Source organism: Serratia proteamaculans, assembly GCF_949794035.1.
Taxonomy (GTDB): domain Bacteria; phylum Pseudomonadota; class Gammaproteobacteria; order Enterobacterales; family Enterobacteriaceae; genus Serratia; species Serratia proteamaculans.
Map to the genome: position 1 here is coordinate 1879248 of NZ_OX461105.1, position 14060 is coordinate 1893307.

The 14060-nt window shown below is 53.7% G+C and carries 10 protein-coding genes; 9 read left to right on the top strand and 1 reads right to left on the bottom strand.

The window, feature by feature from the left end; all coding sequences use genetic code 11:
- Window positions 1-78: 78 nt before the first annotated feature.
- From ansB to lpxK, 9 genes are all read left to right on the top strand, one after another.
- Complete coding sequence (gene ansB / locus QOT07_RS08820; protein WP_283602941.1) at window positions 79-1125, top strand: L-asparaginase 2; 1047 nt, start codon at window positions 79-81, stop codon at window positions 1123-1125.
- A gap of 282 nt (window positions 1126-1407) precedes the next feature.
- On the top strand, window positions 1408-2493 hold the full coding sequence (gene serC / locus QOT07_RS08825; protein ID WP_207977614.1) for a 3-phosphoserine/phosphohydroxythreonine transaminase: 1086 nt from the start codon (window positions 1408-1410) through the stop codon (window positions 2491-2493).
- 115 nt (window positions 2494-2608) lie between these two features.
- Window positions 2609-3895: a 3-phosphoshikimate 1-carboxyvinyltransferase gene (gene aroA / locus QOT07_RS08830; protein WP_099061743.1), complete on the top strand. Its 1287-nt coding sequence runs from the start codon at window positions 2609-2611 to the stop codon at window positions 3893-3895.
- A 276-nt stretch (window positions 3896-4171) separates the two neighbouring features.
- A complete protein-coding gene (cmk, locus tag QOT07_RS08835; protein ID WP_085116071.1) occupies window positions 4172-4861 on the top strand; it encodes a (d)CMP kinase in 690 nt (229 codons plus the stop codon).
- Between the two features lie 181 nt (window positions 4862-5042).
- The gene (gene rpsA, locus QOT07_RS08840; RefSeq protein ID WP_099061742.1) at window positions 5043-6722 is read left to right on the top strand and encodes a 30S ribosomal protein S1; all 1680 of its coding nucleotides are present in this window, start codon (window positions 5043-5045) and stop codon (window positions 6720-6722) included.
- Window positions 6723-6784: 62 nt separating this feature from the next.
- On the top strand, window positions 6785-7069 hold the full coding sequence (gene ihfB, locus QOT07_RS08845; protein WP_004942652.1) for an integration host factor subunit beta: 285 nt from the start codon (window positions 6785-6787) through the stop codon (window positions 7067-7069).
- A gap of 282 nt (window positions 7070-7351) precedes the next feature.
- The gene (locus QOT07_RS08850) at window positions 7352-9616 is read left to right on the top strand and encodes a ComEC family protein (protein WP_283604331.1); all 2265 of its coding nucleotides are present in this window, start codon (window positions 7352-7354) and stop codon (window positions 9614-9616) included.
- Between the two features lie 35 nt (window positions 9617-9651).
- Window positions 9652-11400: a lipid A ABC transporter ATP-binding protein/permease MsbA gene (msbA, locus tag QOT07_RS08855; RefSeq protein WP_207977616.1), complete on the top strand. Its 1749-nt coding sequence runs from the start codon at window positions 9652-9654 to the stop codon at window positions 11398-11400.
- Window positions 11400-12380, top strand: a complete 981-nt coding sequence (gene lpxK, locus QOT07_RS08860) for a tetraacyldisaccharide 4'-kinase (protein ID WP_283602943.1) — start codon at window positions 11400-11402, stop codon at window positions 12378-12380. The genes msbA and lpxK overlap by 1 nt, the downstream gene beginning before the upstream one ends.
- Before the next feature lies 1 nt (window position 12381).
- Here the strand turns inward: lpxK and hglS are convergent, their stop codons facing one another.
- Window positions 12382-13788: a 2-oxoadipate dioxygenase/decarboxylase HglS gene (gene hglS / locus QOT07_RS08865; protein WP_261426944.1), complete on the bottom strand. Its 1407-nt coding sequence runs from the start codon at window positions 13786-13788 to the stop codon at window positions 12382-12384.
- Between the last annotated feature and the right edge of the window lie 272 nt (window positions 13789-14060).

Below are 14060 nucleotides of genomic sequence, written 5' to 3' on the forward strand. Positions count from 1 at the left end.
CTAAATCGGTGGCAAAGTCACAGTTTTTTTGGGGATAAGGGCCATAATTCAGCGGGTTATCTATCATGGAGAAACCCAATGAAATCAGTGAAACTCAGCGCTGTGGCGCTCCTGCTGGCGGGCGCAAGCGGTTCTGCTCTGGCCTTGCCCACCATTACGCTGTTGGCGACCGGTGGCACCATCGCCGGTGGGGGCGAATCGGCGACAAAATCCAACTACACGGCGGGTAAGCTGGGCGTTGATGCCCTGGTGAATGCCGTGCCGGAGTTGAAAAGCGTCGCCAATGTGCAGGGCGAACAGGTAGTGAACATCGGTTCACAGGATATGAATGATGAGGTTTGGCTGAAGCTGGCGAAGAAAATCAATGCCGACTGCGCTAAAACTGATGGTTTTGTCATCACCCATGGCACCGACACGCTGGAAGAAACCGCCTACTTTCTTGATCTGACGGTAAAATGCGATAAGCCGGTGGTGATTGTCGGAGCGATGCGCCCGGCCACCGCGATGAGTGCCGACGGTCCGTTTAATCTGTATAACGCCGTGGTGACGGCAGCCGATCCGCAATCGGCTAAACGCGGGGTGCTGGTGGCGATGAACGACATCGTGCTGGATGGGCGCGACGTGACTAAAACCAATACCACTTCCGTACAGACTTTCCAGTCGCCCAATTTTGGCCCGCTCGGCTATATCCATAACGGCAAGGTTGATTACCAGCGCTCGCCGCAACGCAAACACACCACCGATACCCCGTTTGATGTCACCAGTCTGACCGCATTGCCCAAGGTCGGCATTATCTATAACTATGCCAACGCCTCCGATGCCCCGGCCAAAGCGCTGATTGCCGAAGGTTATCAGGGCATCGTCAGCGCCGGAGTCGGTAACGGTAATCTGTATAAAACGGTATTCGATACCTTGGCGACAGCCGCCCATAACGGGGTCGCCGTGGTGCGTTCCTCCAGAGTGCCCACTGGCGCGACCACCGAAGATGCCGAAGTGGATGATACCAAATTCGGCTTTGTTGCCGCCGGTACGCTGAATCCGCAAAAAGCGCGGATCCTGCTGCAACTGGCGCTGACTCAGACTAAAGACGCCAAACAAATTCAGCAGATGTTTAATCAATACTGAGTGTCTTTCCTTCATTCGGGGGCCTGCGTGCCCCCTAGCCATGTCGGCTGTATACAGCATAAAAAACCGCGTCAACCCACTGAATTGGCCGTTGTCACAGCGTTTTATTGCAAAAAATACCGGTGATTTGGCAGAGCCTGTTAGTGCAGGGTTTGGGCGTTTCCAGGCATCGGGCGAATAACCATTGCAGGAGGGGGGCGCGAGTGATAAAACCGAAGGATTAATTCGGGCGTATTTCGGTAGGCCAGTATCATTGGCGAATAGTGAATGTGGTGAGGGGAAATGACTCAGGTTTATAATTTTAGCTCTGGTCCGGCCATGCTGCCGGTTGAAGTTTTGCGTCGTGCGGAACAGGAGCTGTGCAACTGGCACGGTCTTGGCACCTCGGTGATGGAAATCAGCCATCGCAGTAAAGAATTTATCGAAGTCGCTCAGCAGTCCGAACAGGACCTGCGCGATCTGCTGAAAATCCCCTCCAACTATAAAGTTCTGTTCTGCCACGGTGGTGCCCGCGCGCAGTTTGCCGCGTTGCCTCTGAACCTGTTGGGTGACAAAACCACCGCAGACTATATCGACGGCGGTTATTGGGCACATAGCGCCATCACCGAAGCGAAAAAATACTGCACGCCAAACACCATCGACGTGAAAACTAACGTCGATGGCCTGCTCGGCATCAAACCGATGAAAGAGTGGCTGTTGAGCGATGACGCGGCCTACGTGCATTACTGTCCGAATGAAACCATCGACGGCGTGGCTATCGATGAGGTGCCTGACTTCGGCGATAAAGTGGTGATTGGCGATTACTCCTCCACCATTCTGTCCGGTCCGCTGGACGTTAGCCGTTTCGGCGTGATTTACGCCGGGGCGCAGAAAAATATTGGTCCGGCCGGTCTGACGCTGGTGATTGTACGTGAAGATCTGCTGGGTAAGGCGCGTCGTGAAGTGCCGTCGATCCTCGATTACACCGTGCTGGCCGAGAACGACTCCATGTTCAACACGCCGCCGACCTTTGCCTGGTACCTGTCCGGCCTGGTGTTCAAATGGCTGAAAGAGCAGGGTGGCCTGGTGGAAATGCATAAACGTAACCAGGCCAAGGCCGAGTTGCTGTACGCGACCATCGATAATTCTGATTTCTACCGCAGCCGGGTGGCGCTTGCCAACCGTTCCTGGATGAACGTGCCGTTCCAGTTGGCGGATCCTGCGCTGGATAAGGTGTTCCTCAGCGAAGCAGAAGCCATTGGCCTGCAAGCGCTGAAAGGCCACCGAGTGGTTGGCGGCATGCGCGCTTCTATTTACAATGCAATGCCGCTGGCCGGTGTGAAGACATTAACCGACTTTATGGCCGACTTCGAACGTCGTCACGGTTAAGCCAGGTTGCCTGCCTTGAGCGGGCCGCCTTCGCTGTTGTCCTTTTGAGTTAAAGCGGCTCCGGCATTTTTCCCGGGGCCGTTTCGTTTATCAGATTTTGGAGATTTTAGTTCACATGGTGGATTCCCTGACGTTACAACCGGTTGCCTTGGTCAATGGCACCGTCAACTTACCCGGCTCCAAGAGCGTGTCCAACCGTGCTCTGCTGCTGGCTGCGCTGGCGGAGGGAACGACGACGCTGACCAACCTGCTGGACAGCGACGACGTGCGCCATATGTTGAATGCGCTGCAGGCGCTGGGCGTGAACTATCAACTGTCAGACGATCGCACCACCTGTAAAGTTGAAGGTGTTGCCGGCCCGCTGGTGGCCAGCCAACCGCTTGAACTGTTCCTCGGCAATGCCGGTACCGCGATGCGTCCCTTGGCGGCCGCGTTGTGCCTGGGCAGCAATGATGTGGTGTTGACCGGTGAGCCACGCATGAAAGAGCGTCCAATTGGTCATCTGGTGGATGCCCTGCGTCAGGGCGGCGCCCAGATTGATTACCTGGAGCAGACCGATTATCCGCCATTGCGCCTGCGTGGGGGTTTCCGCGGCGGTGATGTGACCGTCGACGGCAGCGTTTCCAGTCAATTCCTGACCGCATTGCTGATGGCGGCACCTTTGGCCGAACAGAACACCAATATCCATATCAAGGGTGAGCTGGTTTCCAAGCCGTACATTGATATCACGCTGCACCTGATGCGTACCTTTGGCGTTGAGGTCAGCCACGACAACTATCGCGTGTTCCACATCAGTGGCCGCCAAACCTACCGTTCTCCGGGCGACTACCTGGTGGAGGGTGATGCTTCTTCGGCTTCTTACTTCCTGGCGGCCGCCGCAATTAAAGGTGGCACCGTGCGTGTCACCGGCATCGGTAAGAAAAGCGTTCAGGGCGACACCAAATTTGCCGATGTATTGGAAAAAATGGGTGCACGCATTACCTGGGGCGATGACTATATTGAATGCAGCCGCGGTGAATTGCGTGGCATCGACATGGATATGAACCACATTCCTGATGCGGCGATGACCATTGCGACTGCGGCCCTGTTTGCCGAAGGCCCAACGACCATTCGTAATATCTATAACTGGCGGGTGAAAGAAACCGACCGTCTGGCTGCGATGGCGACAGAGTTGCGTAAAGTGGGCGCGGAAGTGGATGAAGGGGAAGACTATATTCACGTCGTACCGCCGGCCAAGCTGAAATTTGCCGATATCGGTACCTACAATGACCACCGTATGGCGATGTGTTTCTCGCTGGTGGCGCTGTCGGATACTCCAGTGACCATTCTCGATCCGAAATGTACCGCGAAAACCTTCCCGGACTACTTCGAACAACTGGCACGCATCAGTCAATTGGCGTGATCCGCAGTCAGATACTTTCTTTTAAGGCCCTTAATTGGGCCTTTATTGTTTTTAACGCCTGTAGCTCGGCGCTGTCCGCTATACTTTTGCGCGGTCATACGCTTATTTTCAACAACCAGACAGTTCCAGGGTAACAGTTCGCCGTTTGGCAGCGTATAATGCGCCACCGTGACTGCCCCGATTGGGCGGGCGGCAGGGATGTTTTTAATTATGCTTTCGCATTGTGCTGGCGGCAGGTTATGTCCCTGTGAGGTTTTCTACCTGAAGGAGAGAGAAATGACGGCTACAGCCCCGGTGATAACCGTTGATGGACCAAGTGGCGCAGGCAAAGGCACGCTGTGTAAAGCGTTGGCCGAATCACTTGGTTGGCGTTTGCTGGATTCCGGTGCGATTTATCGCGTGCTGGCTTTGGCGGCGTTGCATCATCAGGTCGATATCACGTCTGAGGAGGCGCTGGTTCCACTGGCCGCACATCTCGATGTTCGCTTTATTGCCCTGGATGGCAAACTGCAGGTTATTTTGGAAGGTGAGGATGTCAGCAATGAAATCCGCACCGAAACCGTTGGCAATACCGCTTCGCAGGCAGCTGCTTTTCCGCGCGTGCGTGAAGCCCTGTTGCGCCGCCAGCGGGCGTTTCGTGAGGCCCCTGGGCTGATTGCCGATGGCCGCGACATGGGCACGGTGGTGTTCCCCGATGCACCGGTCAAGATTTTCCTGGACGCCAGTTCGGAGGAGCGTGCACACCGCCGCATGCTACAGTTGCAGGAAAAGGGCTTTAATGTTAACTTTGAACGTCTTTTAGCCGAGATAAAGGAACGGGATGACCGTGACCGTAATCGGCCTATCGCGCCCCTGGTGCCTGCTTCCGACGCCCTCGTGCTGGATTCAACCAGCATGTCGATCGACGAAGTCATCCAGCGTGCGCTGACTTATGCACATGAAGTTTTAGCGTTGCCGCAGCAGTAAGCGCGGCGGCGTTATTGGCTTTTTGTCATATTTGTCATGGTAGTATCGAACTATATCGGGTAAAATTTTACCCCTGTAACCTAAACCCTGTCGGCATGGAGCCAATGGCGGGGTATGTGAAACAACCCCATTCGGCGGGATGCTAAATGGACGTTAAACTATAGAACCCTGAAGATTAAACATGACTGAATCTTTCGCTCAACTCTTTGAAGAATCCCTGAAAACAATCGAAACCCGTCCGGGTTCCATCGTTCGTGGCGTTGTAGTTGCTATCGACAAAGACGTAGTACTGGTTGACGCCGGTCTGAAATCTGAGTCTGCCATCCCGGCTGAGCAATTCAAAAACGCACAGGGCGAGCTGGAAATCCAGGTAGGCGACGAAGTTGATGTTGCGCTGGACGCTGTTGAAGATGGCTTCGGTGAAACTCTGCTGTCCCGTGAGAAAGCTAAGCGTCACGAAGCTTGGATCACGCTGGAAAAAGCTTACGAAGAAGCTGAAACTGTCGTCGGTGTTATCAACGGCAAAGTTAAGGGTGGCTTCACTGTAGAGCTGAATGGTATTCGTGCGTTCCTGCCAGGTTCCCTGGTTGACGTGCGTCCAGTACGTGACACTCTGCACCTGGAAGGCAAAGAGCTTGAGTTTAAAGTCATCAAGCTGGACCAGAAACGCAACAACGTTGTAGTTTCTCGCCGTGCGGTTATCGAATCAGAGAACAGCGCAGAACGTGATCAACTGCTGGAAAACCTGCAGGAAGGCATGGAAGTTAAAGGTATCGTTAAGAACCTCACTGACTACGGTGCATTCGTTGATCTGGGCGGCGTAGACGGCCTGCTGCACATCACTGATATGGCTTGGAAACGCGTTAAGCATCCGAGCGAAATCGTCAACGTTGGCGACGAAATCACTGTTAAAGTGCTGAAGTTCGACCGCGAGCGTACTCGTGTTTCCCTGGGCCTGAAGCAACTGGGCGAAGATCCATGGGTTGCTATCGCGAAACGTTACCCAGAAGGCACCAAGCTGACTGGTCGTGTAACCAACCTGACTGATTACGGCTGCTTCGTAGAAATCGAAGAAGGCGTTGAAGGTCTGGTACACGTTTCTGAAATGGATTGGACCAACAAAAACATCCATCCGTCCAAAGTTGTTAACGTGGGCGATGTAGTGGAAGTTATGGTTCTGGACATCGATGAAGAACGTCGTCGTATCTCCCTGGGTCTGAAGCAGTGCAAAAACAACCCATGGCAGCAGTTTGCAGAAACCCACAACAAGGGCGACCGCGTTGAAGGTAAAATCAAGTCTATCACTGACTTCGGTATCTTCATCGGCCTGGACGGCGGCATCGACGGCCTGGTTCACCTGTCTGACATCTCCTGGAACGTTGCAGGCGAAGAAGCAGTTCGTGAATACAAGAAAGGCGACGAAATCGCAGCGGTTGTTCTGCAAGTTGACGCAGAGCGCGAGCGTATCTCCCTGGGCGTGAAGCAGCTGGCTGAAGACCCGTTCAATAACTACCTGTCTATGAACAAGAAAGGTACTATTGTTACTGGTAAAGTCACTGCAGTTGACGCCAAAGGTGCTACAGTTGAATTAGCAGGCGGCGTAGAAGGTTACCTGCGTGCTTCTGAAGCCTCTCGCGACCGCATTGAAGATGCAACTCTGGTTCTGAATGTGGGTGACGACGTTGAAGCTAAATTCACCGGCGTTGACCGTAAGAACCGCGTAGTAAGCCTGTCCGTACGTGCTAAGGACGAAGCTGACGAGAAAGATGCAATTGCTACTGTTAATAGCGGCAGCAAGCAGGAAGAAAGCAACTTCTCTAACGCAATGGCTGAAGCTTTCAAAGCGGCTAAAGGCGAGTAATGACGGGGGGCGGTTTTTGACCGCCCCGATACGGTAGTTTAGCTGCAAAGCTTGGAGGAACTATGACCAAGTCTGAACTTATTGAAAGACTTGCTGGCCAGCAATCTCATGTACCGGCGAAAGCCGTTGAGGATGCAGTGAAAGAGATGCTAGAACATATGGCTGCAACGCTAGCCGATGGGGAACGCATCGAGATCCGCGGATTCGGCAGTTTTTCTCTTCACTACCGTGCTCCGCGTGTGGGTCGCAACCCGAAAACTGGCGATAAAGTTGAGTTGGACGGCAAGTACGTTCCTCACTTCAAGCCAGGCAAAGAGCTGCGTGACCGCGCCAATATCTATGGCTAGTCACTGACTGACCATAGAGTTGTTGCTTGTAAAGAAATACAAAACGGTGCCCTTGGGGCGCCGTTTTTTTTTGCCTGTTATCTTCCATTGGCGGTCTCGGCGCTTCTTGCGAGCCAAGCCGCAGTATGTGGTTAGCCGTGGTAACGGCCGTTGTTATTGTGCGGTGACGATCGCGTGCCGTCAGATTGTTGATGGTGAGTATTGGCCTATGCGTAAACAATCCCGTGATGTTGGCAGCCTGAATAGCTGCCCGATACCGGGAGATCACTTATCAAAACTTCGCTGGATTTGGCTGTAAGTGCAATTATCTGCGGTATTTTACCGCTGCTTTTCATGCCGTCCTTACCCGATGCGCGCCTCACTCTGTGGGTCACCTTACCTGTTTGTCTCTGCCTGTGGTGTAGGGGCAACGTAGGCCGATTTATGGCGTGGGGGGCATTGGGTTTTCTTTGGGCGGTATTTACTGCCGGAACCCTGGTTAATCAAATCAATCGCTTAAGTCAGGGCCCAGTGGTGAACGCGGTGGTTCAGGTGAGCAGTATTGCGTTGGCTTCCGCACCACGAAAGCAGACGGTTATGCGTATTGAACAGATCAATGGCCGTTGGCTGGTACCCTCGATCGCTTTCTCCACCCGCTGGCAGCCGAAAGATCGGCCCCTGTGCGCCGGACAACGCTGGCGATTGCACCTGCGCTTGCGGCCGGTGCATGGCAGCTTAAATGAAGGGGGCTTTGACAGTCAGCGTTGGGCGATGTCACGGCGCCAACCTTTGACGGCACAGGTTAAGAGCGCGGTAATCCTCGACCAAAGTTGCGGTTGGCGGCAGCGCATGCTCGGCCATGCCGAGAGCAATATGGGAGTTCTCCGCTATAAAGCCGTGTTGCTGGCGTTGGCATTTGGAGAGAGGGCGGCGCTGGAACCGGCACTGCGGACCTTGATGTTGAAAACCGGCATTGCTCACCTGATGGCCATTTCGGGGCTGCATGTGGCGATGGTGGCTATTTTGATTTGGTCCTTGTTACGGGCTCTGCAATTTTTTCTGCCGGCAAACCTGATTGGTTACCGTTTTCCACTGATCATCAGTTGGCTCGGCGCATTGGGCTATGTCTGGTTGGCTGGCGCGCATCCACCCGCGGTAAGAACCGGCCTGGCGCTGACACTGTGGATGTTGTTGCGTATACGCGGCATCCATTGCTCTTCCTGGCAAATTTGGCTGTGGTGTATCGGGCTAATCCTGGTTTGTGATCCGTTGGCAGTGTTATCCGACAGCTTTTGGCTATCGGCCACGGCAGTGCTTTGCCTGATTTTTTGGTTTGAATGGGTGCCGCTACATCCCCGCTTTCGCTCGGGATGGTACTGGGCACCGTTACGTTGGCTGCATATTCAGTTTGGTATCACATTGCTATTGGTCCCCATGCAGGCCGGCTTGTTTCTTGGCCTGACGCTTACCTCCATACCGGCCAATCTTTGGGCTGTCCCCCTGGTCTCGCTGGTCACGGTACCCTTGATCCTGCTGGCAGTGGTGGTGGGTATTTTCCCGATGTTGAGTGCGGGACTCTGGGGAGTAGCCGATCTTACCCTGGCGGGGGTGTTTACCCCATTACACTACCTGCAAAACGGTTGGGTCGATCTCGGCGCAGCTTCTCTGGTTGTCAGTCTTACCGGTTGGCTGCTGGTGATTTTCTGGCGTTTTCACTGGTGGTGGCGTTATGCATCGGTGCTGGCAACTTTGGCGGTGTGTGGCTTACTGTGGCGCGAGAGAGAGCCCACATACTCTTGGCGTGTAGATATGCTAGACGTTGGGCATGGTCTGGCAATGGTGGTTGAAAAGAACGGTCGGGCAATATTGTATGATACTGGCCCCCGTTGGGGGACAGGGAGTGCCGCTGGTCGGAATATTTTGCCGTTTCTTCACTGGCGAGGATTACCTGTGGAGCAAATCATTATCAGTCACGATCATCTGGATCATATCGGTGGTCTTGAAGAGATGCAGCGGGCATTTCCGCAAGCGGCCGTAAGAAGTCCACGTCTTGATGCAGGTCATTTACCCTGCGTGGCCGGGGAGCGCTGGCAATGGCAATCGTTACAGTTTCAAGTGTTGTGGCCGCCAAAGAGGGTAAAAATGGCAGGAAACGATGATTCATGCGTAATTCGTATTGATGATGGCAAATATAGCCTGTTGCTAACCGGCGATGCAGAAAAAAGGACGGAGGCACAGCTGGTACGGCATCAACGTCCTTTATTGAGCGCTACAGTGTTACAGGTACCGCATCATGGCAGTAAAACCTCGTCCACGCCGCCATTTTTGCGGGCGGTAGCGCCGAAGGCAGCAATAGCTTCGGCATCGCGTTACAATAAATGGCGTTTACCTGCGGTTAAAGTTGTCACCAGATATCTGGCAAATGACATCATATGGCGCGATACTTCGCGCTCCGGTCAGTTATCCGTACTTTTTTTCGACAACGATTGGCAAATTAAAGGCTTTCGTGAACAATTAATGCCCCGTTGGTACCATCAGCGGTTTGGCGTAGAGGGTGATAATGAGTAAAATGGGCCGCTATTTCTTCCGATGCTGGTATTTGCATGATGAATGATAAAGATCTCTCCACCTGGCAGACTTTCCGTCGCCTCTGGCCGATGATCACACCTTTTAAGACCGGACTGATCGTGGCCGCCATTGCGTTGGTACTTAACGCGGCCAGCGACGCCTTTATGTTGTCTTTGCTTAAACCTTTATTGGATGACGGTTTTGGGAAAACGGAAAGCAACATTCTGCTGTGGATGCCATTGGCAGTAATTGGCCTGATGGTGGTGCGCGGGGCGACTGGCTTCGTTTCCAGTTACTGTATCTCCTGGGTATCCGGTATGGTGGTGATGCATATGCGCCGCCGGCTGTTTGGCCATATGATGAGAATGCCGGTATCGTTCTTCGATCAGCAGTCTACCGGGACCTTGCTGTCGCGGATCACCTATGATTCCGAACAGGTCGCGTCATCGTCTTCCAGTGCGCTGGTGACCGTGGTGCGTGAAGGGGCGTCGATAATCGCGCTGTTCACCATGATGTTCTACTACAGCTGGCAGCTGTCGGTGATCCTGATCGTACTGGCCCCTATTGTCTCTATTGCTATCCGCATCGTTTCCAAACGCTTCCGTAATATCAGCAAAAACATGCAGAACACTATGGGACAGGTGACGACCAGCGCAGAGCAGATGCTTAAAGGCCATAAGGAAGTGCTGATTTTTGGCGGTCAGCAGGTTGAAACCGATCGCTTCAATTCGGTCAGCAACCGCATGCGCCAACAAGGTATGAAACTGGTTTCCGCTTCCTCTATATCTGACCCCATTATTCAGCTTATCGCGTCACTGGCGCTGGCCTTCGTGCTGTATGCCGCCAGCTTCCCTAGCGTAATGGCTACCCTGACTGCCGGTACTATCACCGTGGTGTTCTCTTCGATGATCGCCCTGATGCGCCCGCTGAAGTCACTGACCAACGTCAACGCTCAGTTCCAGCGTGGGATGGCGGCGTGCCAGACCTTATTCTCGATTTTGGATATGGAACAGGAAAAAGATACCGGCACCCGTGAAGTTGCACGTGCGAAGGGCGATATCGAATTCCGTAATGTCACTTTCTACTATCCAGGCAAAGAAACTCCTGCGTTGCGCGATATCAATCTGAGCATTTCAGAAGGTAAAACCGTGGCGTTGGTAGGGCGTTCCGGTTCAGGCAAATCGACGATCGCCAATCTGCTGACCCGTTTTTATGACGTCCAGGAAGGCGAGATCCTGATGGATGGTCATGATTTGCGCGAGTACACACTGGCATCGCTGCGTGATCAGGTAGCGCTGGTTTCGCAAAACGTGCATTTGTTCAATGACACTATTGCTAACAACATCGCTTACGCGCGTGAAGAACGTTATAGCCGCGAAGAGATAGAAAAGGCTGCGCGCATGGCTTATGCCATGGACTTCATTGAAAAAATGGAGAACGGTCTGGATACGGTGATCGGTGAGAACGGCGTAATGCTGTCCGGCGGTCAACGCCAACGTATCGCTATCGCCCGTGCCTTGCTGCGTGACTGCCCGATCCTGATCCTCGATGAAGCTACTTCGGCACTGGACACAGAATCGGAACGTGCTATTCAGGCCGCGCTGGATGAATTACAGAAGAACCGTACTTCACTGGTGATTGCGCACCGTCTGTCGACCATTGAGAAGGCTGATGAAATCCTGGTGGTTGAGGATGGCCGTATCGTTGAGCGTGGCGAGCATGCGGTCTTGCTCGAAAAGCGGGGGGCTTATGCCCAGCTTCACCGTATGCAGTTTGGTCAATAATGATTGAGCGCATCTGGTCAGGCAGTTCGCTGGTTTATTTGCTGCTGTTACCGCTGTCCTGGCTGTATGGCCTGGTCAGTGGTCTGATTCGGCTCAGCTACCGTTGCGGCCTGCGTAAAAGCTGGCGCGCACCGGTGCCGGTGGTGGTGGTGGGGAACCTCACTGCCGGTGGCAACGGCAAAACTCCGATGGTGATCTGGCTGGTAGAACAGTTGCAGCAGCGCGGATACCGGGTGGGTGTGGTTTCTCGCGGTTATGGTGGTAAAGCCGAGGCTTATCCGCTGTTACTTAACGCGAGCACGACCACCCAGCAGGCGGGCGATGAGCCGGTGCTGATTTTTCAGCGTACCACTGCACCAGTGGCAATCTCACCCAAGCGTTGTGAAGCGGTTCAGGCGTTGCTTAAGCAGCAGCCACTTGATGTGGTGATTACCGATGACGGTCTGCAGCATTACGCTTTGCAGCGTGATTTTGAACTGGTGGTGATCGACGGAGTACGCCGCTTTGGCAATGGATGGTGGTTACCGGCAGGCCCGATGCGCGAACGTGCTTCGCGGCTAAACAGCGTTGATGCCCTGATTGCCAACGGTGGTGTGGCCCAGCAGGGTGAGATCGCCATGCGGTTGCAGGCACGTGACGCGGTTAATGTTGCCAGCGGTGAGCGCCGCCCGGCAGTCGAACTGCCGCATGTAGTGGCAATGGCCGGTATCGGTCATCCCCCACGCTTCTTCGCCACCTTGGAAAAGCTGGGTGTGGAGGTTGAAAAGGAAGTGGCATTTGCCGATCATCAGGAATATCAGCATGACCCCTTGGCGGCGCTGGTATCTTCAGGGCAAACGCTGTTGATGACTGAGAAAGATGCGGTCAAATGTCGTGCTTTTGCCCAGCCCAACTGGTGGTATTTACCGGTTGACGCGGTACTTCCCCCCGAACAGGCTGAGCAACTGCTGCACAGCATTGAAACTCTGCTAAAAAAATAATTCAGATTGCCAGCGCGTGAAGCCCCAGTGCTTGCGCGCAGGCGTCTATCGAACGCTGTTGCGTTTGCTGATATAACGCCAATTCATCAACCACTTCTGCACCCAACGCCAGTTCAAATGCTGCCCTGCTTGAGGTTGCGTTGTACTGCGTGTGGCCACTGTCGCCCAAATTCGATTGGAAAATGCCTGCGGCACTGACCGGCAGAAAATCTTCATAGACCAGCGGCTGGAAACGGATATATTCCTGAGCGATCAGCTGTTCCAACGTGCTGTGGTGATCCAGAGTTTCTTTAGCTGCCAGCCCACATTCGGTCGGGAAGTAGCGGAACCAGGCCAACTGCTGCTCACGCAGGGTGGCATAGTCATCTGGAAACGCCTGGAAATTTTCCGCCAGTAACTGGTTGTAGCGCTCAGCATTTTTTTCGCTCGGCGGGGCCTGCAAAGCATCATTGGTCGCCTGTAGCAAGCGATCGTACAGTGTACGGCCTTTGGTTGTCAGTGCCACTCCGCGCTGTTCAATTTCGCCGAAGCGTGCCGTGTGATGCCCGGCTACGGCGCTACCATCATGTTCAACAAAATCAACGTTCTCTTCCAGCGCTTTAAAACTGGTTTGGCGCAGCAGGATAGGGCGGCGACGTGGCGGCGGGCCTTCAATCACCGCTTTGGGGGTGATACCCCGGCCGGGCATGGCTTGCTGGACCAAATCGATATCGAGAGTGCGTGGTGTTAAATGGTTAATGTGCGGGCCTTTAAAGGCCACGACATCGGCGATCAAACGGTGCTGGTCATGCAACTGTTGATATTCGGCTGCGCTGACCGTCGCCCGGCTGTGCCAACGGAAGGTTTCCAGCGCCTGTTCGACAAATTCATTTGCCTGGCTGTCATCCAGCCCGCCCTGAGCTTCCTGCAATACGATCAGCTCCAGTGCTCGTTCGGTAAAAATACGGCGACGGGCCAACAGGCGTTGTGCCAGTTCGCGTAACTCTGGGTTTTCAATCAGTTCAAGCCGTAATAATGAGGTGAACACCCGAAATGGACTGATCTGCAGCGCATCTTCGTGTACTGCCCGAAACGCGGTGGAGTGTACCGGGACACCTGCGACGGCCAGGTCGTAGTAGCCGACCGGAGACATGCCCATCACATTAAACAGCCGCCGCAGGGTGGCCAATTCTTCTGAGGTACCCACCCGAATTGCCCCATGGCGTTCCATGGCCAGACGTTCGATTTCGCCGGTAATTTGTAATTGATGAGCCAGTGCGGCATCTTCGCGCAGGACCTGTCGGTTGGTTTCCGCCACCAATTCCAGCAAATCGCCATACAGAGGTACCTCGTTTTGGTACATTTCTGACATGGCGTGGGAGAATCTGGCGCGGATTTCATTCGGTGAGACGAACTGCTGGGCGGTCATGCGCATAGCTCCTTTATTCAGTATAATCTGAAAAATATCATTCTTGGCGGCAAAAGTGCTGGCTGAAAGGCCATTAGCCTTGTTTTCACCTCAAGTTTAGCTATGTCGATTAGGTTTTGTTATAGCTAGGGCAAGCATATTAGATTTTTATGCGTTAGCTCTCATTTGAACAGGAAATAACGGAAAGTACGGCCGTCCGGAAGGCAATGACGCCAAGCGATTCTCGTAAAAAAAGATAAATAAATCCATTAGCAATCATAGATATAAAAACA